Annotated in this window: 16 protein-coding genes and 1 tRNA gene; 13 read left to right on the top strand and 4 right to left on the bottom strand. The window is 55.5% G+C overall.

Annotated features, from left to right (window positions below; translation table 11 throughout):
* Positions 1 to 21 precede the first annotated feature (21 nt).
* The 4 genes from HDF15_RS01340 (at position 22) to HDF15_RS01325 (ending at position 4,956) form a co-directional block, all read left to right on the top strand.
* Complete coding sequence (locus HDF15_RS01340) at positions 22 to 726, top strand: ABC transporter ATP-binding protein (protein WP_184252587.1); 705 nt, start codon at positions 22 to 24, stop codon at positions 724 to 726.
* A gap of 17 nt (positions 727 to 743) precedes the next feature.
* Complete coding sequence (locus tag HDF15_RS01335) at positions 744 to 3,353, top strand: ABC transporter permease (protein WP_184252472.1); 2,610 nt, start codon at positions 744 to 746, stop codon at positions 3,351 to 3,353.
* A gap of 96 nt (positions 3,354 to 3,449) precedes the next feature.
* Positions 3,450 to 3,523 (top strand) — tRNA-Gln (locus HDF15_RS01330).
* 206 nt (positions 3,524 to 3,729) lie between these two features.
* A complete protein-coding gene (locus HDF15_RS01325; RefSeq protein ID WP_184252471.1) occupies positions 3,730 to 4,956 on the top strand; it encodes a phage integrase central domain-containing protein in 1,227 nt (408 codons plus the stop codon).
* Here HDF15_RS01325 and HDF15_RS01320 read toward each other — a convergent pair.
* The gene (locus HDF15_RS01320; protein WP_184252470.1) at positions 4,953 to 5,303 is read right to left on the bottom strand and encodes an AlpA family transcriptional regulator; all 351 of its coding nucleotides are present in this window, start codon (positions 5,301 to 5,303) and stop codon (positions 4,953 to 4,955) included. The genes HDF15_RS01325 and HDF15_RS01320 overlap by 4 nt on opposite strands.
* Before the next feature lie 401 nt (positions 5,304 to 5,704).
* Between HDF15_RS01320 and HDF15_RS01315 the strand changes: the two genes are divergently transcribed.
* Together HDF15_RS01315 and HDF15_RS25660 are read left to right on the top strand one after the other, a co-directional pair.
* A complete protein-coding gene (locus tag HDF15_RS01315; RefSeq protein ID WP_260330756.1) occupies positions 5,705 to 6,448 on the top strand; it encodes a LysR family transcriptional regulator in 744 nt (247 codons plus the stop codon).
* A gap of 24 nt (positions 6,449 to 6,472) precedes the next feature.
* Positions 6,473 to 6,715, top strand: a complete 243-nt coding sequence (locus HDF15_RS25660) for a hypothetical protein (protein ID WP_260330755.1) — start codon at positions 6,473 to 6,475, stop codon at positions 6,713 to 6,715.
* 276 nt (positions 6,716 to 6,991) lie between these two features.
* Here HDF15_RS25660 and HDF15_RS01310 read toward each other — a convergent pair whose 3' ends face one another.
* Together HDF15_RS01310 and HDF15_RS01305 are read right to left on the bottom strand one after the other, a co-directional pair.
* Positions 6,992 to 7,357, bottom strand: coding sequence for a hypothetical protein (locus HDF15_RS01310; RefSeq protein ID WP_260330754.1), 366 nt, complete (start codon positions 7,355 to 7,357; stop codon positions 6,992 to 6,994).
* Between the two features lie 179 nt (positions 7,358 to 7,536).
* Positions 7,537 to 8,367, bottom strand: coding sequence for a response regulator (locus tag HDF15_RS01305; RefSeq protein WP_184252469.1), 831 nt, complete (start codon positions 8,365 to 8,367; stop codon positions 7,537 to 7,539).
* A 673-nt stretch (positions 8,368 to 9,040) separates the two neighbouring features.
* Between HDF15_RS01305 and HDF15_RS01300 the strand changes: the two genes are divergently transcribed.
* The 7 genes from HDF15_RS01300 to HDF15_RS01270 all read left to right on the top strand — a co-directional run bounded on the left by HDF15_RS01300 (position 9,041) and on the right by HDF15_RS01270 (position 23,843).
* Complete coding sequence (locus HDF15_RS01300) at positions 9,041 to 12,331, top strand: TonB-dependent receptor (RefSeq protein WP_184252468.1); 3,291 nt, start codon at positions 9,041 to 9,043, stop codon at positions 12,329 to 12,331.
* Positions 12,332 to 12,571: 240 nt separating this feature from the next.
* Positions 12,572 to 14,125 carry a sialate O-acetylesterase gene (locus tag HDF15_RS01295; RefSeq protein ID WP_184252467.1) on the top strand — a complete coding sequence of 518 codons (1,554 nt, stop codon included), beginning with the start codon at positions 12,572 to 12,574 and terminating at the stop codon, positions 14,123 to 14,125.
* A gap of 62 nt (positions 14,126 to 14,187) precedes the next feature.
* A complete protein-coding gene (locus HDF15_RS01290) occupies positions 14,188 to 15,294 on the top strand; it encodes a LacI family DNA-binding transcriptional regulator (RefSeq protein WP_184252466.1) in 1,107 nt (368 codons plus the stop codon).
* Between the two features lie 52 nt (positions 15,295 to 15,346).
* Complete coding sequence (locus HDF15_RS01285; RefSeq protein ID WP_221314223.1) at positions 15,347 to 18,940, top strand: glycosyl hydrolase 2 galactose-binding domain-containing protein; 3,594 nt, start codon at positions 15,347 to 15,349, stop codon at positions 18,938 to 18,940.
* Between the two features lie 138 nt (positions 18,941 to 19,078).
* A complete protein-coding gene (locus HDF15_RS01280; protein ID WP_184252465.1) occupies positions 19,079 to 19,990 on the top strand; it encodes a sugar phosphate isomerase/epimerase in 912 nt (303 codons plus the stop codon).
* A gap of 180 nt (positions 19,991 to 20,170) precedes the next feature.
* Complete coding sequence (locus HDF15_RS01275; RefSeq protein ID WP_184252464.1) at positions 20,171 to 22,504, top strand: glycoside hydrolase family 3 C-terminal domain-containing protein; 2,334 nt, start codon at positions 20,171 to 20,173, stop codon at positions 22,502 to 22,504.
* A gap of 358 nt (positions 22,505 to 22,862) precedes the next feature.
* Positions 22,863 to 23,843 carry a LacI family DNA-binding transcriptional regulator gene (locus HDF15_RS01270; protein WP_184252463.1) on the top strand — a complete coding sequence of 327 codons (981 nt, stop codon included), beginning with the start codon at positions 22,863 to 22,865 and terminating at the stop codon, positions 23,841 to 23,843.
* On the opposite strand, the gene HDF15_RS01265 is transcribed toward HDF15_RS01270, so the two are convergent.
* A complete protein-coding gene (locus HDF15_RS01265) occupies positions 23,833 to 24,867 on the bottom strand; it encodes a LacI family DNA-binding transcriptional regulator (RefSeq protein WP_184252462.1) in 1,035 nt (344 codons plus the stop codon). The two genes, HDF15_RS01270 and HDF15_RS01265, sit on opposite strands and share 11 nt — an antisense overlap.
* Positions 24,868 to 25,084 lie beyond the last annotated feature (217 nt).

The raw sequence follows: 25,084 nt of genomic DNA, 5'->3' as shown, positions 1-25,084 counted from the left end.
CCGTCAGCTTCTTCATCGTCCATGATCGTCGTCGAGTCTCTGCGCAAGTCGCTGCGGACAGGAACCACCACGGTTGAGATCCTCAAGGGCATCGATTTCACCATCGATAAGGGCGAGTTTGCCGCCATCATGGGGGCCTCGGGCTCGGGGAAATCGACGCTGCTCGGCCTGCTCGCGGGGCTTGATAATCCGACCTCCGGCAACGTCCATCTCAACGGCACGGCGATCAGCTACCTGCCTGAAGACAAGCTCGCCAAGCTGCGAGGACGCACCATCGGCTTCGTCTTCCAGAGCTATCAGCTCATCCCAACGCTGACTGCATTGGAGAATGTGCTGTTGCCTTATGAGTTGAACGATGAATCCGGCGACCGCAAGGCGGGCCTGGAACGCGCGCGGCAGCTTCTCGTGTCGGTGGGCCTGGAGTCGCGGCTCGATCACTATCCGGTGCAACTCTCCGGCGGCGAGCAACAGCGCGTTGCACTGGCGCGGGCGTTTATTCTGCGTCCGCCGATCGTGCTGGCCGATGAACCTACCGGCAACCTCGATACCTCCAACGGCAAGCATGTGCTCGATCTTCTGCTCCAGCTCAATCATGCTGAGGGCACGACGTTGGTGCTCGTTACGCATGATCCTGCGTTGGCCGATTATGCGACCCGCGTCATTACACTGCGCGACGGTCTGGTCATCAGCGATCACCGACAATCTCCTGTTGCAACACAGCTCTGAGGAAGGGAAGACTACCGATGCCCAGCCTCAGCTATTCCACCGCCGCCCGTATTGCCGCTCGCGAACTTCGATCTTCGCGTGGCAAGTTCACGTTTGTTCTGTTGTCCGTGGCTATCGGCGTCGCCGCGCTCACGGGCGTGCGTGGTTTCTCGTCTTCGTTTCGCGCAATGCTCCTGCTGCGTGCCCGCAGCATTATGGCGGCGGATGTTTCCGCGCGCACAACGCAGCAACTTACACCGCAGGAACAGGCTGGTCTGGATAAGCTCGTTGCAGGCGGTGGCGATGAGACCCCGATTACCGAACTGCTTTCGATGGCCTCGTCCACAACCTCGCTCGATCCTCTCCTGGTCTCGGTGAAGTCGGTTGATCCTGCGAAGTATCCGTTCTATGGAGCGGTCGTTCTGGCGCCCGCAATGCCTGTTGCCCAAGCTTTGACGCCTGCGACTGTCGCTGTCGGCGACGACCTGCTGCTGCGCCTACACCTCAAGATTGGCGATTCCATTAAGCTGGGCACGCGCACGTACCGCATCGTCGCCACAGTGGTGGACGAGCCGGACAGGCTCTCGGGCTCGTTTGCTGCCGGGCCGCGGGTACTGCTTTCGCAGACGGCCCTGGTGGATTCGGGATTGCTGGCTGCGGGGTCGCACGCCGCGCGGCGTTATCTCTTCAAGCTCCCGGCTACAAAGCAAGGAAGTGCAAGCTCTGACGATGTCGTGGCTGCGCTCAAAACGCAGCTCGAAACGCTACTGCCTGAAGCGCAGATCACGGACTATCGAGAGGCTAATCCTGCACTGACGAAAGGGCTGGACGGCGCAACTGGACTGCTCACGCTGATGTCGCTGGTGGCCCTGGTCCTCGGAGCGGTGGGCGTGGCGATGGCCATGCGCGCGCATCTGCAACAGCGGCTCGATTCCATTGCGATTATGAAGTCGCTGGGTGCCGGTTCCGGGCAGATCATGAAGATCTATCTGCTGCAGACGCTGCTGCTGGGGCTAGGCGGAGGCCTGCTCGGCGTTGTGCTCGGTATCGGCGTGCAGCTTTCGTTCCCGCTCTTCCTTGCGAAGCTGCTGCACATCACGCCGGACTTCCGGCTTGACCCTCGCGTGTTTGCAACTGGTCTGGGCGCGGGCCTGCTGACCACGCTGCTCTTTACCTTGCCGCCGCTGCTCGATATTCGCAATGTTCGTCCGATCCTGATTTTACGCAGGGCAGTCGAGACCAGCGACGATCCGTTCACTGCCCGGCTGGCGCGTAAACTGCGCGGCTCGCTCGCACAGCTCAGCGCGATTGTTCTGATCCTTGCGTGCCTCACGCTGATCGCGTCGCGTGTATCGGATTCACGGCAGGTGGGTGGCTACTTCGCGGCGGGGCTGGCGTTGGTACTGCTGGTTCTGTTGGCGATGTCGTGGCTCACGCTGTATCTTCTGCGCGTGTTTTTGGGACGCACACGACTGCATCTGCCTTCGGCGGTGCGGCATGGTCTCTCAAATCTCTATCGTCCCGGCAATCCATCCGCCGCGCTGCTGGCTGCGCTGGGTCTTGGCGTTATGCAGATTGTGGCCGTCTACATTGCGCAGCGCGCTGTCGTGCAGGAGATGCAGATTTCAACGGCTGCCAATCTGCCGAATATCTTTCTTCTCGACATCGCAACGGACGAGGTCGAGGGTGTGCGTTCCCTGCTTGCGCATCAGTCCGGCGTTCAAGGCACACCGGAGATCCTTCCCATTGTTGGTTCGCGGCTGCTGTCGATCGACGGTGTGCCGGCTTCACAACTCAAGCTACAACACCTGCCGCGCCGCGTGCTGCAGTCGATCAACATTACGTGGCCGGCAACGGCCGATGCGCCTCCACTTGGCGACAAGGTGGTAGAAGGCGAGTGGTGGACCGCGCAACAGTCGGCGGACTCCGTGCAGCATCCTCTGGTGGCCATTGCACGGCAGGCGGCGGATCATCTGCACGTCCATCCCGGGCAGCAGATGACCTTTGCGGCGCAGGACACGCAGTTTACCGCGACGGTTGCCGCGATCTACGAGCCGGATAGCCGTCATGCATCTTCACGCGCAGAGTTCGTTGTGCCGCAGCCTGTGCTCGCCGGACTGCCTGTGGTCTGGTATGGCGGTGTGCATTGCGATACGGCTGCCACCTCGCTGCTGCAGCGCGCGCTGTATGAGCACTATCCCACGATTACGGTCATCAATGTTGCGGCCACGCTGGAGACGGTGCGGCAGGTGATCCTGCAGATCACCTATGTCATCCAGTTTCTTGCGGCGTTCAGCATCTTTGCGGGCATCGTGATTCTGGCAAGCTCTATTGCGGGCACGCGCTATCGCCGTATCCGTGAGGTCGTCGTGCTGAAGACGCTCGGTGCCACTCGCGTACGTATCGCCACGATCTTCTCTATCGAGTTTGCGGTGCTGGGATTAGTTGCGGGTGCGGTGGGTCTGGTATTTGCGAACCTGCTGGCGCGCCTGATTCTGATTCATGCGCTGCACTTTGAGTATCATTTTCAGCCCTGGCTGAATCTCGGAGCATGGGCGGCAACGGCAGCGCTTACCGTGGCTACGGGATGGCTGGCGAGCCATCGGATCCTTGGTCAGAAACCGCTGGAGGTTCTGCGCGAGGAGTAGGGCCAAGCTGTTGACCCAATGGGCGATGCAACGTACACTCAATAAGGCGGCTGATTGTGGCTCCCGCCGAGCCTGCAGCTGCCGTACAACCAGCATTGCCCTCTCGTTCAATGGTAGGACTGACGACTCTGACTCGTCCAATCGGGGTTCGAATCCCTGGGGGGCAACCAAAACTCTTAAAAACCGAACTTCCTCGCACCTCCCTGAACATCCTCGCACGTGAGGATGTTCTTGTTTTACAACGACTTACGCGAAAATAGCGTGCGAAGGAGTCCGAGGGCGTGCGACCAGAGCCAACCTTTTCATTGGGGAATAAGTTGGGGTACGATCTACCAAAGTTTGGGGAATGAAATTCCCCAAACTTTGGAGGCACACGATGGCACTGACGATCAAAGAGATCGAAAATGCGAAGCCGAAGGACAAGAAGTACAAGATGCTCGACGGAGGTGGCCTCAGTCTGCTCGTCTTGCCGACAGGCACGAAGCTTTGGCTTTGGCGCTATCAGTTCAATCGCAGCGAGAAGAACATGACATTCGGGGAGTACCCAGTTGTCGCTCCTAAGAAAGCTCGAGATCTTCACTTCGCTGCGAAGAAGCTACTAGCTACTGGCATCAATCCGATGGCGGAACGCAAGGCAGAGGCCGAAGCGAAGCAGCAGGAGTTCAGAGCACTTGAACGCGAAGCTGATAGCAGTTTCGAGAAAATCGCCCGAAAGTGGTGGGCATGGTGGTCGATTGGCAAATCTCCCAGGCACGCAGAGATTCTGATGAATCGCCTTGAGAGTGATGTCTTCCCCGTCATCGGGCACCTGCCCATCGATGGCGTTCAAGCAGGCCATATCCGAGACATCATGCTTGCGATCGAGAAACGAGGCGCTAGCGATGTCGCCAAGAGAGCACATCAATCCATTGGGCAGATTTTCCGCTTTGCAACCGTACGCGAACTTGCGAGCCGGAATCCTGCGGCTGATTTCATGCCGAGAGATATTTTGGCTGCAGCAAAGACAGAGAACTTCGCGCGAGTCGACGAAAAAGATCTCCCCGAGTTGCTGGCCAAGATGGATGAGTACAACGGAGACGCGCTCACACGCTTTGGGCTCAAGCTTCTGGCCTATTGTTTCCCTCGTACAAGCGAACTGATCGAGGCCCCGTGGATAGAGTTCGACTTGGTCCAAGCGCGATGGGTCATCCCGCCGGAACGAATGAAGATGGATACCCCTCATATCGTTCCTCTGTCACATCAAGCCGTGGCCGTGCTTCGCGCTCTCAAATTGCTTACCGGGAATGGCGAGCTGGTATTGCCAGGTGCAATGGACAAGAAGAAGCCTATGAGTAACAACACGCTACTGTACGCGCTCTACAGGCTTGGATATCGAGGACGCATGACTGGACACGGATTTCGTGGCATCGCCTCAACCATTCTTCATGAGAACGGTTTCGAGGAAGCACACATCGAACTGCAGCTTGCACACATGAAACGCGACAAAGTAGCTGCGGCCTACAATCACGCAAAGTATCTGAAGCCGCGTGCGGAGATGATGCAGTGGTGGGCGGATTACTTGGACGCTCAACAAGCCAAAGGAAGGCTGAAGTTGGCGGCCTAAGCCCACTTCTTCGACGCCCACTGTCCGGGGAGAGCGCGCTGCGGTTGCAGTCTGCTGCCGACAGGGGGCGGAGGCGTTCTTGAGTTGAGGATGCGCTCCGCAGCCCATTGTCTTACCTCCGAGCTTACCCAGGCTACGGTGCGTGGTCCGATCTGGACAGGGGCAGGAAAATTATTGGCGCGAATCATTTCGTAAAGGCTCGATTTAGATAGGCCTGTTACAGCCTTCACTTTAGGTAGGCGCAAGAAGATCACCTCATCGAGGTTGCCCGGGACCTGCTTTCGAATCCCCGATGTGATTTCTATGTTTTCGATAGCTCTTGGTTCCGTGGTTGATCGACCACTCATTTCCACCTCCAACTCAGTGATCTGGCGTTGCTCTGAAGTCGCCCAACTCCCAGAGATATGTTTAGGTATTCACGGTCGGTTCCTTGCTCAGTCAAGAGTCATGCAATCCACCTACAAAGATGTAATGTCGCTACCAGCGGACACTCGAATTACACCTAGCCTGTCTCGGCTGGAGAGTCCTGTCTAATACTTTCCATTTATCGGGTGATACGTTTTACGTATCACTTCGGGACAACTTCGCCTCATGCAGGTAGCGCGCCGCGCGTGCGTAAATATGGCCAAAATGGAGTTTTCTGTTGATTTCTGCAACTTGGATTGACGGAATTTCCATAGGTGGGGACGCGATTATCCGCTCGTTTGAAGTCGGACCGAGGGCGCTCCTTCTTGTCGAGCAGTGCGCTATGTATGAATGGGCCGAACTTCGCCATTTCAGATATTTGCTGACGATCCTTGAGAGACAGGGATTCCGAGCCGCCGCTGAGGAACTGCGTACCGCGCAACCCAACCTCAGCGTCCAGGCACAGCAGTTCCAGGAGAATGCTTCGGTTCGTCTCTTTCGCAAGATGAAGGGCGGCCGTATCCGGCCCACGGACACCGGAGTAGCCTTCAAGGTCTTAGCCCGGCTCTTGTTGGAAACACGCGATGAAGTGATCGATGCACTGATAGCGATTGAGCGCGGTGAGATTCGTTCCGTTCGATTTGGATGCAGTCCCTTGGTTGAACAGGGCTTGTTTCGAACCTTCTGCGATCTACATAAAGAGCTCCTCCCTGTGTGCCCTGTGCGGCCAACGCATGGAGACACCGTGCATCTGGCGGAAGAAGTTATTTCGGGAAAGGTCGATGCTGCCTTTGTGACTTTGCCGCTGCGGCACCCGGATCTACGTATCGAGGAGTTGCGGCGAGACCGGCTTGTTGCCTGCCTGCGACGAGACGATTCGCTTGCAGCAAAAGCCTCTCTGCAGGCCAATGAGTTGCAGGGCAATCTTGCAGTCCTGTATCACCCGCAACGACATCCGGATGCTCATGAGCGGCTTCAGGAACTTCTCAGAGAAGCCGGTGTGTATCTCGAAGACTACTCGTGCGCCTCGCATCCCTCCGAGATGCAGGCGCTGGTTAAAGACGGACATGGCCTGGCATTGATCTGAGAGGGAACAACCCTCGATGAAGAGTTGACGACTCGCCCGATTGCCGGAGTGGACTGGACCGTGGATACAGCTTTGATCTATCACAAACTGCGTCATCCGAAGACGGTTCCGATTCTGGTCAAACGGCTCATGAAGCACCTCTCTCAGAATGGCAAAGAGATGTTAACGAACAATCTATCAACACCCGTACAAGCGTCGATCGCAAACGGAAAGCGTCCTTCGCGACGTGCGACAGATGGTCCGGTTCAGATGACGCTCATAGATTGAAACTTGAAGCATCGGCGCGAGATAGCCCGAGGTGATACTTCGGAGCTATCGGCTGATAAATAATATGTATTGGACGTGAGCCAGGTGCGAGCCTAATCATCACGGCATATTCCCGACTGAGACCAGTCGATGGAGGAGCCGATGTCCCGTAGATACCGCGTCGTTATCCCAGGCAATTCAGCCCACCTTGCCAAGCGATTGGCACAACCCTTCTCCAAACAAAACCTGCGCAGCGTGGCCCGCGCGGTATCGCCTGTTCTGTTTGGGCTCGCACTCTCAGGCGTCGCCCATGCGCAAGGCACGATGGATTTCTCCGGAGCGCAGACGCTCATGGGAACTTTCAATATGGGTTCGTCCGCCATTCAATCGACGGTCGTATTCCCGAATCCCGTCCAGATCATATCCAAACAATCGGTGAGCGCCTTCGATCGTCAGCGAGAATGTATCCGCAATCTCCAGCAGCATGCTCAGCGTCGGATGGTTTCCCATGCGGCTTAGGTTGGAGAGGAGGTTTTTGGTTACGAGTTCGCGTCGTTCGAAGGCATAGCGTTCGCGATCATTCGACGGCGTGAACTGTCGATGCAGTTCACGGAGATGCACGACCGCGTCAGAGATCTCGTTACGGGGAACAGGTCGATACACAGCGAAGGGCTTCTCTCAAAAGGACTCAGCATCAGAGCTGCGACATCGAAAAGCCAGGAACTGAGTGTCACATGTCGTTCAGTGGCTTCTGAATGACAGTGTCCCCCCAAAGCAGCACTCACGAATATGTCCCGAGAGCGAAGTTATCCCTCTCCCCCTCGACCGAAGATGGCTGGCTCTCACGCGGGCAATTCATCTTGGATGGATTCCGCGATGTAACTTTTCATCGCCTGACTCAACTGCGAATCCACTTCATCGGCAATCGTCATGATGCCGAGAAGCAGGATGCTGAAGTCGATGGTGCCGAGGTTTTTCTGGAGAGTGTGGAAGATTGTTACCTGGAGAATGCGGCTCTCTTCCACCATCATCGCTGCGGTGTATCCCTGTCGGCGCCGTTCCAGCCCATGGTTCGAGGCAGATTCCGATTTCAGTTCTTTGGTGCCCAGTGGCTTAAAGACTTGCAGACGCCTTGCCAGGTCAAGGAAGACCTGAGGCAGATGCTTGCAACGCTCCTCGCGGGTGAGAAGAACTGCCATTAAGGCGTCTTCCTTCTCTACTGCTTCATACCAGTCAGCGATGCTGGCCTCGGTCGTACGTTCCAGAATCGTGGCCAGGGTTTCCACCTTGCGCTTGTGCAGTGGTCCCTTGGCGAGCCGCTGCGTGATCGCGTCAATGAGGTCCGGGACATTCATCGGCTTCACCAGAATCTCGTCTGTTTGCATCAGGATGGCGTTCGCTGCCGCGGACATCTCAGGAAATGAACTCAAGAGGAGGGTCACGGCTTGAGCATTTGCGTGACGCATGGCACTCACTACGGTGAGGCCGTCTCCGGCGCCGGGCATGTGTAAATCGCTCAACAGGACATCGTATTTCTGGGAGCTGATGTACCGTAATGCTTCGCTGACGTCGCCGGCAGCGGTGGTTTCGAAGCCATGCTTTTCAAGAATGGCGCATAGACTCAGACGAATTGATTCACTGTCGTCAACCACCAAAACCCGTGCCCGCGCCATAGATACCTCCGCATGGTCGCAGACGAGTGTCCGAGTGTCCCCAGTTAAGCATAAGCATACGCTCTGTCGTCCAGCCGACAGATGAACATCCAGAGCTTCGGTACGCAGAACGCGCCATGCACCCTTATCGCTGTGAGCATAAAAGCATTGGGGGGGAAGAAGTCTCTTCCCGCGCTTTAGCCGCGTGTGCGTCTCTCGCTGCCATCTCAGCGGGATGTTCCTTCCTGCAATGCCCCTAGTTCCGCGTGCTGCGCACGTAAATATTCTCCTTCAAGGGATCGCTGTCACAACGGCTCGGTTCCCGCCAGAAAAAGAAAGTTGACAATGTTCCGTTCGGATGGCTATATTTCCGCTGTCGAAATGATATCGATATCATTCATAGCGAAAAGGAAGAATCTAAGTATATCGAACGATTCCAATCGGTTCTCCCGGCATCTACCTCGAAGAGGTTTTATGTCTTGCCCAGGCTACGGTGCGAAACCGCGCTGAAGACACTGCGGAAGATTAATCTATTCGGTTCGCAGGGTTTCTGGCAGATTCAAGCTGGAATAGTGAAACGCAAGGGAACTGCATCTCGTTCCGACCATCCACCCGTCGTTTTCAGCACGCTTCGAAAACTCAATCACAACCAAGAGTATTGAAAGTTTTTGCAGTAAACCTATTGGAGCGATAAATGATACCGATATCAATCGATAAGTACCTGAAATTGCTGGGCATTACGGCCTTGCTGCTTCTACTGGTCCCTGGCACTTCGCGGGCACAAAATATCACAGCAGACGTTCTCGGCACAGTGACTGACAGCACTGGCGCTATTGTCCCCAATGCGGCCGTCGTAATTGAAAATTTGGATACACATGAGACGCGTAACGCCACCACCAGCCCTGCAGGTGAGTATGGCTTCACCCTCCTCCCGATCGGTACGTATACTCTACGGGTCACCGCGCCTGGTTTTTCCACCTTCAGCCAGGCAACGCTTCCGCTCTCGGCAGGAGATCGTAGACGTGTCGACGCTAAACTGCAGATCGGAGCTGCAAGCGAGCGGATTACCGTGACCGGCGCGCCACCCGCGCTCCAGACCGATGACTCGACGATTGGCACTACGATTGGCGAGCAGGCAGTCCAGGATCTGCCCACAAATGGTCGCAACTTTATCAATCTGGCGCAGCTCGTGCCCGGTGCGAATTCGGGTACGGCAAACTCCATTGCCAGCGGCTCGCGTCCCGACGACCGCCGCGAAACCTCGGCGGTCTCCGTGAACGGTCAGAGCACGATGGTCAATACCGAGGAGATCGACGGTCTCGACAACAATGAGCGCATTATCGGTACTATCGGTGTCCGCCCGTCAATCGATGCTATTCAGGAATTTCGAGTTGAGACGAATCAATACACTGCGGAGGTAGGGCGTACAGCGGCCGCAGTCATCAACATTCTGACCAAATCAGGCACCAACACCTTCCATGGCTCGGCATACGAGTTTCTGCGCAACGATATCTTAGATGCGCGCGACTACTTCTCGACAAGCGGCCCCAAACCCGAGTTTCGTCAGAACCAATTTGGCGGTTCCATCGGTGGTCCGATTATCCGCGATAAGACCTTCTTTTTTGCTGACTTTGAAGGTCTGCGTCGTGTCCAGGGAACGACGAGCACTGTGACCGTTCCAACGCTCTTCGAGGAACAGAATCCAGGCAATTTTTCCGACGCGGGCGGCCCGGTGCTGACGGCAGCCCAGCTCAATCCGATTGCTCTTAACTATTACAAGCTTTATCCCACACCCACGTCGAGCGGCTTCTCGAATAACTTCGTAAGTTCTCCAAACGACACGCAGAATGCAGAACTCGCCGATGCACGCATCGATGAGCATTTCAATCAGAACAATCTCTTCTTCGCTCGCTATTCGATCAACCGAACCAACACAAATACCCCAGGACCCTTTCCTGCGGTAAATGGGATCGAACCTGGCGGCAATGTGTACGGTGAAGACGGCGTTTCGAACCAGCAGGAGCAAAATGTCGCTCTCAACTACATTCATATCTTTACGCCGTCTGTTCTTCTTGAGTTGAAGGCCGGTTACACGCGCATCAACAATGCCTCTCTCCCGCTCAACTTTGGCAACTCTGTCTCCTCTCAGTTCGGATTAACAGGGGCAAACTATTCCGACCCTACCTCTCACTTCCTGACACCCTTCGTCCCAAGCGGCTATGGGTCGGTCGGTGACGGCGAGTATCTGCCCCTGCAGGACATCGACAACGTCTTTCAATACAACGGGTCGATCTCCATCAATAAGGGCAATCACAGTATGAAGATGGGGGCGACGCTAATCCGCCGCCAGGCCACCAATATCCAGAGCGCGTTTGCCGCAGGAGCCTTCAACTTCAACGACAACTTTGCGGCAGGCCAGGTTAGTGCAGGGACCTTAGGGGCCTGCAATAATCCTCAGGCAGACACCTGTACTCTCATCTCTATGCTCGAGGGAGTAGCGTTTACCGCGCAGCGCAGCAACCAGCTTTATCCCATCTCCTATCGCACCTGGGAGCCAAGTGTGTACTTCCAGGACAACTGGCGTGCTCTGCCGTGGCTGACCCTCAACCTTGGGGTTCGCTACGATCTCTTCACCCCCTATACCGAAAAGCACAATCGCCTCTCCAACCTCGACCCGACGACGGGCACACTGATTTTGGCGGGAGTTGGCGGAGTGAATAACGCAGCCGGAGTTGAAACCGACTATAGCAACTTTGCTCCTCGCTTCGGATTTGCCGCTACGTTGCCTTATAAAGCGGTCGTCCGTGGTGGCTTCGGAATGAGCTTCTTTCCGGATAATTATGGGACCTCGGGCGATCGGCAGAACCAGCCCTTCGTCTTCAACTTTCAACCGGCCCCGGAGTACAACATCTCACAAGGCCTACCGGTGCCATCCCTCGACAACAGCCAGATCGCGAACCCGCAGGGTGCTATCGCGAATGCCATGGACCCCAGCTTTCGTAACGCGTATATGTATCAGAGCAGCCTGACTTACGAGCAGCAGTTCGGTGCGAATGTGCTTACCGTTACCTATGTAAGTGATATTGGACGCCATCTAGCTCAATTTATCCCGAACATTGATGTACCGCTGCCATCGGCGCAGCCCTACCAGGACAATTGTGCTCCGGCCGGCAGTGCGGCCTGCACCGCGCTTCCAACACTTCAGTCGGTTCGTCCCTTCAATGGGACGTTGCCTGGAATCACGAGCATCACTCAGACTTACAGCCACGGCGTTTCTTACTACAACGCAGGCGAGATCGCTTTCCAGCGGCGCATCAGCCAGGGCCTCACCTTCAATGTGAACTATACCTTGGCTCACATGCTCGACAACGCTGCCGATCTGAATCAGGACAATCAAGCCGGTTACGGTCTGATTCCGTCGTTGATCTCGACCTACGACTATGGCAATAGCGACGCAGATGTGCGCAATCGTCTTGCAGGCTCCTTCAACTACGATCTGCCCTTCGGCAAGAGCTTGACGGGCTATAAGAAGGCAATCGCAGGTGGATGGAAGACGAACGGCATTCTCGTCTGGCAGTCGGGACTGCCATTTACTGTGCAGAATAATGTGCCTCAGATCAACACGGGAGCAGGTGACGACCGTCCGAACCTGGTCGGCAACCCTACCCTCAGCCATCCAAACAATACGCAGTATTTCAATGTCGCGGCCTTTCAGCCTCAAGCATTCGGTACTGCCGGTGATGCCCCGCGCAATCCGCTGCACGGGCCGCACTACCGCCACTTTGATTTTTCCGCATTCAAGGAGTTTCCAGTACATAAAGATCTCCACCTTGAGTTCCGCACAGAGATCTTCAACTTAACGAACACGGCAAGCTTTGCGGTGCCCAATGCCGCGCTCGGTACCAACGGAGTTGGCTCCGTCAGCGGCGATGCTCCTTATTACACGCCGCGCGAGATTCAATTCGCTCTCAAGCTGTTGTTCTAAAAAGCGGATGAGGCGGCTCTCAAGTACCCCACCCTTGTCGACGAACAAGGGTGGGGCCTTACGGTATTGTCGCTACTGGCATATATAAGTAATGGCGAAGGTTCTCAGGTAAATAGAGGCTTCGTGTGTCCTGCCCGCATGAAATGGTATGCATCGTTTGAAACCGCATGGCTATCCGCTTCAGCAAACATACTTGTCCGTCAAAGCGAACTGCCGGGCAGAAGAAAGGGTTCACCCTCTATGAGCAAGTGGCTTCGATCTTTCACCTTCGCATGGATATTCTTTGCCTTTGGGGGTGTATGGCGAGCCTCTGCGGAGGTTCGTCTGCCGAAGATCATCGGTGAGCACTCTGTACTGCAGCGGCGAGTGCCGATTCACATCTGGGGATGGGCTGCGCCGGAAGAGCAGGTAAGCGTGAGTCTTCATTCACAATCGAAATCGACTGAAGCTAATACCTATGGTGAATGGAGCGTGTGGCTCCAACCCGAGCAGGCTGGCGGCCCCTACACACTCACGGTCAAGGGCTCAGCTTCCGACAGTCATCCACTCTCATTCTCCGACATCCTCATCGGAGACGTTTGGGTTGTGTCCGGTCAATCGAATATGGAGATCCCGCTACGAGGCTTTCCCGGCTCCGCCGTCATCAAGAACGCCGATGCTGAAATAGCGTCCGCGAACCGACCCCAAATCCGATTATTGCTCATCGATCACAAGATCTCTGATACTCCAACGAATGACATCGGCAGCGGCTGGACGCTCTGCACGCCGCTGACAGCAACCGAATTTTCAGCAGTCGCTTATTTTTTCGGGCGAGAGATCAGCAACGACGAACATGTTCCCATCGGGCTCATCGACTCGACCTGGGGCGGCACGCCTATCGAGTCGTGGATGAGTCTTGATGCGCTTAGTAGTGATGCCTCGCTGATGCCCGCGTTCGCCTTTCGAGCACGCTTTGCCGATGAGCAGAGTCGATTGGCCCAGGTGGAAGCGGCCGAGAAGCGAGAAGATGAAGCTGCCGCGCAGGCCCATCAACCGAAACCAAAACATCCCTGGCATCCAGCCGAGGGATCCTGGCTGCCGGCGGCCCTTTACAACGGCATGATTGCGCCACTCACGCCCTACTCGATTAAAGGGTTTCTCTGGTATCAGGGTGAGACCAATAGCGCCCCTGAGCGCGCACCGCTCTATGCCAGGCTCTTTCCTGTGATGATCGCCGACTGGCGCGCGCAATGGCGGCAGGGCAACCTGCCTTTCCTCTATGTACAGATTTCCAGCTTCCATTCTGACGGAGAGAATTGGGGAATTATCCGTGACGCGCAGCGACGCACACTTGCCGTTGCCAATACCGCCATGGCCGTTTCAATCGACGTGGGCGAAACAAATAATGTGCATCCGGCGGACAAACAAAGTGTAGCGGCGCGTCTGGCGCTGGCCGCTCATGGCATGGTCTATCACGATGGCTCCAGCAACTACGCTGGCCCTCTCTTCCGCCAGGCCACGACGGAGGATGGAGGTATGCGAGTCTGGTTTGATAACGCTGCTGGCGGACTCCGTGTTGGTAGGCCCTCACATTCAGGTTCATCCTCATCGACCAGCTTTGAGTCCGCTTTCGAACTGGCTGGAGATGACCGTAAGTTTTCGCCAGCGCACGCGGTAGTGGAGGGCGAAACCGTATTGGTCACGAGTTCCGCAGTGCGAAATCCACGCTATGTCCGATACGCCTGGGACAACGAGTCGATGGGAGGCCTATATAACCAGGACGGTTTGCCGGCCTCCACCTTTACTTCAGAATAGTGCAAGGATTTGTTCTGGGCCTCCCGCAAACAGTATTTTTACCGCATTGAGGATGGTGTATCTTGCAACCAGTTAAAGCAAGAATGCGTGATGTTGCTAAGTTGGCTGGGGTCGGGACTATGACCGTCTCCCGCGTTCTCAACGGCAGTGCCCCGGTCACCAAGGAGACCAGGGATCGCGTCTATCAGGCGATCAATCAACTTAACTACCAGCCCAATCCCGTGGCCCGGTCGCTTCGGCAGGCGCGGTCGCGCTCCATCGGGATCATCGTTCCCAACTTCTACGATCCGTTCTTCGCGACCTGTGCGCATGCAATCGGTCTCGTTGCGAAGAAGCACCAATACTCTGTAAGCGTGACGACCTCGGATGAAGATGCCAGAGCCGAATTTGCGGAGGCCAATTTGATGGCGCTCAATCATGTCGATGGTTTGGCCGTTATTCCCGCAGCCTTCGGCAGGTCTTGCTTTGACCGCCCTGAGTTCCATTCAACGCACATTGTCGCGTTAGATAGGCCAATTCGAGGCCATCGCTTTAATAGCGTTTTGGTGGAGAATCGGGAGGGTGCCAAGGAAGCGGTCGAGCACATCATCTGGCATGGGCATAAAAAGATCTCACATCTCGGCCTATCCGAGAAACTTTATACGCTCAATGAGCGTTACCAGGGCTATAAGAAAGCGATGCAGCAAGCTGGCCTTACCCCTGGCCAACACCTCACCTGCGGAACGGAAGAGGAAACCCGCGCGTGTATCCAACAGGCTATGTCCGGCCCCACGCCGTCTACTGCGTTCTTTATTGGCAACAACCTGGTCATGCGAAATGCATTGCACGCATTCTCCAAATTGAACATCAGAATTCCAGACGACGTCGCCGTCATCGGCTTCGACGATTTTGAAATGGCCGACATCTTCAATCCATCGATCACGGTTGTTCGCCAACCGATATTGGAACTCGGCCGCGTAGCAGCAGAGCTCCTATTCTCAAGACTGGAAGAGAGGAACGTATCTCTCGTTGGGCAGCAAATCGTTCTCGCGTGTGAACTTGTGATTCGTCAGTCGTGCGGCTGCAATTCTCAGACTTCACTCAAAGCCTCTCAAAAGACATTGATTCGAAAACCTGCGGTGCAACGACCTCCCGATAAGCATCGTCCGCTCGTGACATCCACTTACTAATCGCCGGTTTCCTCTTTTGAAATCGTTATCGTTCCTTAGGAGTTGATCTTCCATGTCCTTGCTTACAAGCCGCTTCTGGTCAAATCCAAACCTGTCCATGAACCTCCCGAAATATTCATGGTTTGTTGCAATTGCTGCGCTCGTGGCATGTTCTGCGGTAGCAAAGGCACAGCTTCCTCCGACCAACGATCCACCGCAGTATGGCCCCTACAATGGGACTTTTATCCCCGATGGCCCGGGCCTCGAAATACCCATGGCGAACACGCACGATTCGGTACTACTCGCCGATTCTCCCTGGACACTCTACTGCTGGATCAAGACTGCTGCGCCAAAGGATGCTGAGGAATTAGTAATTGGTGTTGGCGACACCTCGGCTGAGTATCCTCGATATCTCGGTGTGAATGCCGATAAAGTCGTACTGTGGATGGGCCAGGGCAATCAGCTTGCGGGAACTGCCGATTTCAGGCCAGGACAATGGCATTTGCTCACAGCCACCTTCGATGGCAAAAGCTTTCATCTGTACGGCAACGGACAGCCCGTCGCTAGTGGCGCGCTAACGCTCGGCAGTACGAATGCATTGCTTCAGATGGCACCTGCAGAATCCCCGCTTACCAATGGAAAGCATTTCGGAGGACAGATTGCATCGTTCACTGTCCTGCGCCGTGCCCTGTCGGACACTGAGGTTCGCCAACTTCAGCAAACTCCCCCTGACTTCGCAGCTATCCAGTTTGAGGAGGGGGCAAAGCCCTGGCCCGTGCAAACCCGTGGTCAGGCCGGCTACCGTGCCCCGCAAGACCCTTCCACGTTGCCGAGGAGCCGCGCCCCGTTCTCCCAGCCAGTTGCTCTCAAACGGCCTCCCGTCGGTGAGTCTCTCGTTGCGACCGGGATCGGCGAGTGGACCTTCTCCGACGGCTGGACTCTACGCGAAGCTCCAAAGGTCGATGCCGACGGTGCGCATTTGGCCACGCCTTCCTATGGCGCAAGGGACTGGATGCGAGCAACCGTCCCCGGTACTGTACTGACGACGATGATCGACGACGGTATCTACCCCGATCCAGACTTTGGCCTCAACAATCTGGCTATTCCCGAATCCCTCAACAAGCAGGACTACTGGTATCGCAACGAGTTCACAGTGCCTGTTCCCCTGCAGTCGAGCGACGGCGCACGGCATGTCGAACTTACCTTTCAGGGCATCAATTACGAGGCTTCGATCTGGCTCAACGGCACTGCCCTCGGCACCATCAAAGGAGCCTTCCGGAGAGGAACCTTCGACGTAACATCTTTGCTCAGGCCGGGGGAGAAGAATGTCCTGGCGGTTCGAATCTCGCCGCCACCGCACCCTGGCATACCACAGGAGCAATCCATCCTCGGAGGCCCGGGAGAAAATGGTGGACTGATGGAGCTCGACGGCCCCACCTTCCTTGCCACCGAAGGCTGGGACTGGATACCTGCCATCCGCGACCGCAACAGCGGCATCTGGCAGCCGGTCACACTGAAGGTTACGCGAAGTCTCAAGCTGGGCGACGCTCAAGTGGTAACTTCTTTTCCCCGTCACGATACCTCGCAAGCTGCCGTGGATATTGATGTCCCGATAACAAACTTCTCCGACAAGCCTGTGCAGTCGACCCTCAGCGCAACCATCGAGGAGACGACAGTTCAGAAGACCGTTACGCTCCCGCCAGGTGAGAGCGTCATTAAGCTCAGCCCCACAGAGTTCGCACAACTCAACCTTCAACATCCGCGTCTCTGGTGGCCTAACGGCTATGGCAGTCCCAATCTTTATCATCTCAAGCTGGCGCTCAATGACAGCGCCGCTGTGTCCGACACGAAGGACATTCGATTCGGCGTTCGTGAGATTACTTATGAACTGAGCCTGCTCGACAGTACAGGACACCTACGTCGCGTTGAGTACTCTCCCACAGTTGCACGCGGATCGTCAGACCCCGTTGTCGACGTAAGCCACGAAGGAATGCGTGAGATTCCTTTCGCTGATGCCAAGGTGCTCAACGCATCGGAGTCCTCCGAAGCTCACCGCGAAAGGCGCTACTCTCACGTGGCCTCGCTTGCGGCTGGTGCTGAGAACTCTCCCTCCCTCAGTACTGTGAGCGACACAGGTCCCGAACCCTACCTTGTGATTAAGGTGAACGGTGTTCGCATCGCGGCGCGTGGCGGCAACTGGGGAATGGACGACTCTCGTAAGCGAGTCTCTCGTGCCCACCTCGAGCCTTTCTTCCGCCTCAACCGAGATGCCAACCTGAACATCATCCGTAATTGGGTGGGCCAAAGTACAGAAGAGGTCTTCTACGATCTAGCCGACGAGTATGGCATGCTCGTCTGGAATGATTTCTGGGAATCGACTCAAAATTACAATATCGAGGCCGAAGATCCAGCACTCTTTCTTGCTAACGCCAGTGACACCATTAAGCACTTTCGCAATCATCCCTCGATCGCTCTCTGGTGTGGCCGCAACGAAGGCGTCCCGCAACCGATCCTGAACCTTGGCCTCGAGAAGCTCGTTCGTACGCTTGATGGCACACGTTACTATTCGCCCAGTTCCAACCAGGTAAATCTGCAGGGAAGCGGCCCCTATCGTTATCAGAACCCGGCGCTCTACTATTCTTCGCTCAATCGCGGCTTCTCCGTCGAGACCGGCACCCCTTCCATGTCCACGCTCGAATCTTTCCAAAGCACAATTGCGAAAGAGGACCAGTGGCCCATCAATGATGTCTGGGCCTACCACGACTGGCATCAGAGCGGAAACGGCGACGTCGCTCCCTTCATGGCCGAAATCCAATCGGAGTTCGGCGCACCGACGAGCCTCGAAGACTTCGAACGCAAGGCTCAGATGCTCAACTATGTAGATCATCGCGCTATCTTCGAAGGCATGAACGCTAACCTGTGGGCTCCCAACAGCGGACGCATGCTGTGGATGACGCAGCCCGCATGGCCGAGCACCATGTGGCAGATTCTCAGCGCCGACTACGACACTCAAGCCTCTTTCTATGGAACGCAAAAAGCCTGCGAGCCTTTGCATGTTCAACTCAACCTGGCGACCTATCAAGTCGATGTCATCAATACAACACCGTCCGCCCACGCCGGGCTTACCGCCATCGCGAAGGTGTACTCGCTCGCCAACACACTTCTCTTTCAGGGCACGGAACAGAAGGATATCGCTGCTGACTCTTCGACTGCCGGCCTAAAACTCGACCTTGCGCCATACCTCGCAAAGGGAATGGTCATTGTTCAATTAGAGCTTCGGGATGCAACGGGCAAACCTCTCTCGCAAAACCTCTATTGGCTTGGAGCGAAACCTTCTTCGTATCGCGAACTAACTCATCTCTCGTCCACTCTTTTGAATACAAATGCCATGGCGAGCACAACCGACAATATGGTGAAGGTGAAAGTGGAGCTGACGAATGGTGGATCTGTAGTAAGTCTGGCAAACAAGCTCACCATGATCACCACAAAGGATAGGCAGCGTATTCTGCCGGCATACTACTCTGACAACTACATTTCGCTCCTCCCTGGGGAGAAACGTACTGTAGAGATTGAATACCCGATCAGCGCTGCGAAGGGAAGTGCTGAGATCGCCATTCGTGGTTGGAACACTACGCCACAAACGATAAGGATTGACATGCAAAAGTGATTCTCTGGCGATAAGAACCACGTATTTGACCTGGTCTGATGAGGTGGAACAACTGCTTGCTCTATCGGTTCCTCAGTATGCCTTCATTGCCGTGGCAGTTAACGTTTCTATGAAGTATCTTCGAAGGAGATTCTTGCGATGCAGCAGACTCGACGTACTTTTCTGAAGGGCGCGGCGTGTTCCTTACCCGGAATTGCGGTCGCGACAAGCAACAGTCATGGATGGGCAGCGCCACTGGGGTTGCCGGTTGGGCTGCAACTGTATTCCGTGCGTGACCAGTTGGCAAAGGACTTTGCCGGAACTCTAAAACAGATCGGTGCGATCGGCTATCGCGAGGTGGAAGCCGCCGGCTTCTACAACCACACGCCTTCGCAGGTAAAGCAGGCAATGGCGGATGCGGAACTGCATTGCGTGAGTGGCCACTATAGTTACAAGGACCTCAGTCCCGCTACTGACAAGATCTTCGCGTTCCACGAGGAACTTGGCTGCCACTATGTGATCTGCTCGTTTCCGGGGTTTCGCGATCCATCGCGAGCGGCGGGTCTGTCGTTTGCGGACCAGGTGCGTGCGTTTACGGTAGAGGACATGCGCTGGACCGCTGACCAGTTGAATAAGATTGGTGAGAAGGCGCGGAAGTTCGGCCTGCAGGTGGGATATCACAATCACACGATGGAATTCGCTCCGCAGAATGGAGTGGTGCCGTTCGACGCGATGATCGCGGAGGCGGATTCAAATCTGGTGATCTTCGAGTTGGACTGCGGTTGGGTGAAGGTCGGTGGTGGAGATCCGATAGCCTATTTGAAGAAGTATCCGACACGGTTTTCGATGCTGCATATCAAGGATTTCAAACGCTCGAACAAGCCCGCTGACGTGGTAAATCCACCCCCTCCCGCCGAGCTGGGGCGCGGGACAGAGAACTATCTTCCAATCTTTGAGGCAGCTAGGGCTGCGCACATCAAACACTACTTTGTCGAGCAGGAGGGTTTTAACATGCCTCCGATGGACTCATTGCGCATTGACTTTGAGTATGTGAAAAACCTGAGAACCTGAAGCGTTTAGACAGCACAGGCAATGCAGGTGTGGAGACGTCACGTTGCTCCTGGAGTTGCTGCCGATGAAGCGTCTAGCCGGCATTGATACCGGTATCATTGATAAACGGAAGGCTCACTTGAAACCCTTTCGGGCAGCGTGCCGATTGGCGAATAGGCACGCTGAAGAATGAAAGTCTGCGTGGTTGATGTTGCCGCCGGTTTGAGTGGGGAATCTTGGATGTGCTTCAGTATCTCCGCGATCTTGTTGATGGCCTCAATTGCTGTGCTGAGAGAAGGAGTCGAAGTGAAGAAACATCGAGTCATAGGGCTACTGACTAACTGCGTGATCATCGTAAGTTCACAGTGGGGCAATGGTGCTCAGGCGCAGGTCGACGCTCGTCCATGGATGAACCCGAAGATCGCTCCCGACGTTCGGGCCGAGATGGTGCTCCATGAGATGACCCTGGACGAAAAGATCACGCTGCTTCATGGAACCGGCCAACCGGGTTTCGGTACACCTGGACCCAAGGCAGTTTTATCCAACGGAGGAGCAGGTTATGTCGATGGCATACCCCGGCTTGGGATTCCAGGTATTCAAATGGCCGATGCTGCCTATGGCGTGACTAAGAGTGAGCGCGCCGGGCGCTATGCAACCGCGCTGCCGAGTAATATGGCGCTTGCTGCCACCTGGGACCTGGAGAGCGCAACCGATTTTGGAACTCTGATCGGGAGAGAGCTTCGGGCTCAAGGCTACAACATGACGTTGGGAGGCGGCACCAACCTTGCACGTGAACTTCGGAACGGCCGCAATTTTGAGTATCAGGGAGAAGATCCGCTTTTAGCGGGCACGATGGTCGGCAGGACGATGAAAGCGCTACAGGCCCAGCATGTAATCGGTGATATCAAGCATTTCGCGATGAATGACCAGGAGAGCGGACGGAACGCCGTGAACGTCCAGATCGATGAACGCTCGATGCGGGAGACGGATTTACTGGCGTTTCAAATTGGCCTTCGCGACTCAGGCGCCGGTGCGGTCATGTGCTCCTATAACCGCGTCAACGGAGATTTCGCGTGTGAGAACAAATATCTGCTGACAGATGTCCTCAGAAAATCTTTTGGATTTCAGGGATTCGTAGTCTCTGATTGGGGCGGCACACACAGCACCATCAAAGCGTCCGCGGCCGGCCTTGACAACGAGGAACCCGGAGAGTTCTTTTATGGCGAGCCGCTCCGGCACGCTGTCCTGGACGGCACGATCTCTCAAAAAGAGCTGGACGAGCATGTAAAGCGAGTGCTGTTTGCGGAGTTCTCCGCAGGCCTGTTTGAGCATCCTCAGCAGCGGAGCGTCGTGGACGCTGAGCGGGGGCTTCAGGTATCGCAGGCGATTGCTGAGCGATCGATGGTGTTGTTAAAGAATCAAAACAACATTTTGCCGCTGGACTCGAAAGCTCTCCGGCATGTTGCGATCATCGGTTCACACGCCAATATCGCGATGCTTTCGGGGGGCGGGTCGGCGCAGGTAGATCCGCCGGTCGGCAATGCAATTGCGCCGCCAGGCCAGGGGCAAGAAAAATGGATGTCCGAAGTCTGGTTTCCTGCATCGCCCCTTCATGAACTTAGAGTGCGGTGCCCGAACGTCGCCTTCAATTTCGCATCTGGTGATGATCTGCAAGAAGCGGCAAAGCTTGCAAAGAACTCCGATGCGGTGATCGTCTTCGCCAACCAATGGGAGAGCGAAGCTATGGATCTGCCGACTCTGGGATTATCAGGACGGCAAGACGAGCTCATCGCGGAGGTGGCTCATGCAAATCCCAATACTGTCGTTGTTGTGGAGAGCGGTAGCGCTGTGCTGATGCCGTGGGCGGGAAGCGTCAAGGCGATTCTAGAAACATGGTATTCAGGCAGCCGAGGTGCAGCGGCGCTCGCCAGAGTGCTTTTGGGGGACGTGAACCCGTCGGGTCGGCTGCCGATTACCTTTCCCCTGGCGGACCGGGATCTACCGCAGGCATCCATCGTGCAGCCACCGAAGGCTTCGCAAGGACAGTTTTATGGGAACTATGAGGATGAGCAAAATCGAAAGGGCTTTCCGCCCTTTGATGTGAAGTATGATGAGGGCCTCAACGTAGGGTATAAATGGTACGCCTTCAAAGGGAAGCAAGTCCTGTTTCCATTCGGCTTTGGCCTTTCCTATACGACCTTTTCATATTCCGATTTAGTCATGTCGATTCATGGCGATCGGGTCTCAGCTACGATGACTGTCCGCAACACCGGCAATCTGTCTGGAGCCACAGTGGCGGAAATTTATGCATCCCTTCCCGCCAGCGCTGCTGAGCCTCAACGTCTGGTGGCTTGGAAACGAGTTGAGCTGGCTGCTGGCCAAAGTCAACAAGTCCATCTGGATCTCGATCCTCTTGCACTTTCCGTCTTTGACTCTGCCAGTGAGCGTTTTCACCGCGCTGAGGGCAGCTACGAATTTCGTGGAGGTGCATCATCCGCGGATTTGCCCGCGAAAACTGTATTAAACATTCGATAGGGATTAGCCGGTCTGAGGATTATTGAAATTGATCCGCATGTCGCAGCCTCACGAAAAAATGATCAGACAATATCATTCGTTGTGCCTTGTATCATTTGCAGAATTCAAGCTCAATGAAATCAGTTGCTTGCGTTTGATGTGCACCATAGCCTGTACAACCACTCTGACCGCCCCGTAATATCTGCAAATGATGGAAGCGAGCCACTCAATCGACACAGTCAGCGGGGATATATCTCCGGACACCGCTAGGCGGACTCCAGGGGCGCAGCGTAACGAAGATTTCGTCTCGATCGCCGAACGGCTCGCCCTGTCTCCGGTGACAGTTCGAATGGCTCTGAGTGGGCGGAATCTGGGGCATATGATGTCTCCCGGAGTTCAGGAAAGAGTCTTTCTTGCCGCCAAGGAATTTGAAGTGTCTTCGAGCAGCAATCTCTTTGCTCCTAGCCCGGGAGCCAGCTTTAGCATCGGGGTTGTTGTCCCTGAGGTCGCTGACGGGTATCTAGCTTCCGTCCTCAATGGAATTGAAAAAGAGCTTTTTGAAACGGGCTATCTTCACAGTGTCGTCTGCCACCATGGGCGGGAGGATCTTCTCACGGCCTATGCCGCGAGTCTTGTAGATAGCCGTGTCGATGGCTTGATCTTCGTCAACTCCATGCTCCCGCCCCCAACGAACGTGCCTTCGGTGGCCTTGAGCAATCACCAAACGGCGGCATGGGCTACCCGGATTCACATCGACCATGACTTAGCGGCGGAACTGACGCTCCAACATCTTCTCGGGCTCGGCCACCGTCGTATCGCATTCATCCGGGGACAAAAGGAGTCCCTCGACGCGAAGTCGCGCTGGACCAGTCTCTGTTATGCGGCCAAAACGCTTGGGCTGGATATTCATGAGGAATTATGCCTGCAGTTGGAGGAGAACCAGTGGAGTCCAAGACTGGGCTATCCGGTTGTGCGAGATCTTCTCGCCAGGAGGACGGACTTCACCGCGATCTGTTGCTTCAACGATTTCGTGGCGATCGGGGCGATCAAAGCCATCAGGGAAGCGGGCCTCTCCTGCCCCGATGACATTTCGGTGATCGGATTCGATGACATTGAAAGTGCGGAGTATTGCGAGCCGAGCCTGACCACCATCAGGCAGCCGCTCAAGCACATGGGCTCCCTGGCTGCCCGTGTCCTCTTAAACAAGATCCACTACCCGGAAGCGAAGGCCTCCAAGTCGATTTTGATGCAGCCAAGCTTAATCGTTCGTTCCTCCACCGGTCCCGTGAACTCCGAGCGGCTCCATATCGGAACAACTGCAACAAAACCTGGAAAAACGAACCGAAAACTTACCGTCTAGAAGGGGCGCGGGCGATTGCATGCCCGCTCTTGCGGTCATTCGATTCCCGTTGAATGAGTTCAACGGGTAAGCTTACATTTCCTTCTGATTTCAACTCACTATGCTCGATCTTGCCGAAGAGCATGTTGATGGCCAGGGTCGCCATCTCCGTAACGGGTGTACGGATGATCGAGACCGGCGGTATCAGGAGATCTGCAGCAGGGAAATCATCAAAGCCCATAAGGCATAGCGAAGGTGCCTTAATCTTTCCAAGAGACCGGAGGCTGCGAATCGTGGCGAGAGTCGCACTCTCATTCCCGGTAACAGCCGCTGTAATGCCTTCTTGGCTCAACGCCAGTTGTTTCCTGAGAACGGTTTCGAGTGTTTGCTGCGAATTGCCATAGAAGCATTCAATCGGTTTTAGTCCCGCATGCAACATCGCGTTACGATATCCCTCGTGGCGCTCGCGCAAAATGTATGTTGAAGCCCCCTCGGCGATGAACAGGATATTCCGATGCTCGCGCTCGACCAGGTGTTCAACGACCGCTCGCGCTCCCTGCCGTTCTTGAGCCAGGACAGCGTCGACCGGCATTCCTGGCATTGGGTTCAGAAGTGCAACGAACGGGACCTTCTCGATATTCTCATAGTGAAAACTGTGAGACTCCTGTTCGTTGGGGATGATGACGATCCCCTCGACGCCGCGCTGGATCATGAGTTTGACCTGAATGTTCTCCGTTTCAGGGCTGCCATTGGAAGTTGCCAAATTCACGGTGTAATTATGCATCTTCGCGACGTCATTGATCGCTGCGACGCTCACAGAGACGGCTCTGTCGGTCAGGTTCGGAACGATTAGCCCAATACTATGCGAGCGATTCCAGCGAAACGCCTGCGAAAGCTCGTTGGGCTGGTAGCGGAGCAGAGCGACTGCCTTTCGAACCCGTTCCGCCGTGGCATCTGCTACCTTGGCGGAGCCGGTAAGGACCCGCGAAACCGTCATAGGAGCAACACCGGCCATTCGAGCAACGTCACTAACAGTGGCGCGCATCCCCTGTTTCATCCAAGACCCCATTACGCAATGACTCTAAAATCAACGATACCTTCGGCGGACGAACCTTAGGACACGTCAGACGCCAGCTCTGAAAGCTAACATCTGTTGTATCATTTCGCACTTTTGTCGGCGACAGAGGTCCACGAATCGATAGCCATCGGAGCAATGTCTATCCATTGCGCGTCGATCCAGGAGCAGGTGAGCTGCCGTGCGA

The organism is Granulicella mallensis, from assembly GCF_014203225.1.
In the GTDB taxonomy this organism is placed as follows: domain Bacteria; phylum Acidobacteriota; class Terriglobia; order Terriglobales; family Acidobacteriaceae; genus Granulicella; species Granulicella mallensis_A.
The sequence above is the reverse complement of the archived record's forward strand: the minus strand, read 5'-3'. Positions and strand labels throughout refer to the sequence as shown.

Bases quoted from the DNA above. Each gene is read 5' to 3' on its own strand.
- HDF15_RS01335 (WP_184252472.1), top strand. From the start codon at position 744: ATGCCCAGCCTCAGCTATTCCACCGCCGCCCGTATTGCCGCTCGCGAA.
- HDF15_RS01315 (WP_260330756.1), top strand. From the start codon at position 5,705: ATGTATGAATGGGCCGAACTTCGCCATTTCAGATATTTGCTGACGATC.
- HDF15_RS01265 (WP_184252462.1), bottom strand. From the start codon at position 24,867: ATGCGCGCCACTGTTAGTGACGTTGCTCGAATGGCCGGTGTTGCTCCT.
- HDF15_RS01340 (WP_184252587.1), top strand. From the start codon at position 22: ATGATCGTCGTCGAGTCTCTGCGCAAGTCGCTGCGGACAGGAACCACC.
- HDF15_RS01300 (WP_184252468.1), top strand. From the start codon at position 9,041: ATGATACCGATATCAATCGATAAGTACCTGAAATTGCTGGGCATTACG.
- HDF15_RS01280 (WP_184252465.1), top strand. From the start codon at position 19,079: ATGCAGCAGACTCGACGTACTTTTCTGAAGGGCGCGGCGTGTTCCTTA.
- HDF15_RS01325 (WP_184252471.1), top strand. From the start codon at position 3,730: ATGGCACTGACGATCAAAGAGATCGAAAATGCGAAGCCGAAGGACAAG.
- HDF15_RS01270 (WP_184252463.1), top strand. From the start codon at position 22,863: ATGATGTCTCCCGGAGTTCAGGAAAGAGTCTTTCTTGCCGCCAAGGAA.
- HDF15_RS01295 (WP_184252467.1), top strand. From the start codon at position 12,572: ATGAGCAAGTGGCTTCGATCTTTCACCTTCGCATGGATATTCTTTGCC.
- HDF15_RS01285 (WP_221314223.1), top strand. From the start codon at position 15,347: ATGTCCTTGCTTACAAGCCGCTTCTGGTCAAATCCAAACCTGTCCATG.
- HDF15_RS01320 (WP_184252470.1), bottom strand. From the start codon at position 5,303: ATGAGTGGTCGATCAACCACGGAACCAAGAGCTATCGAAAACATAGAA.
- HDF15_RS01305 (WP_184252469.1), bottom strand. From the start codon at position 8,367: ATGGCGCGGGCACGGGTTTTGGTGGTTGACGACAGTGAATCAATTCGT.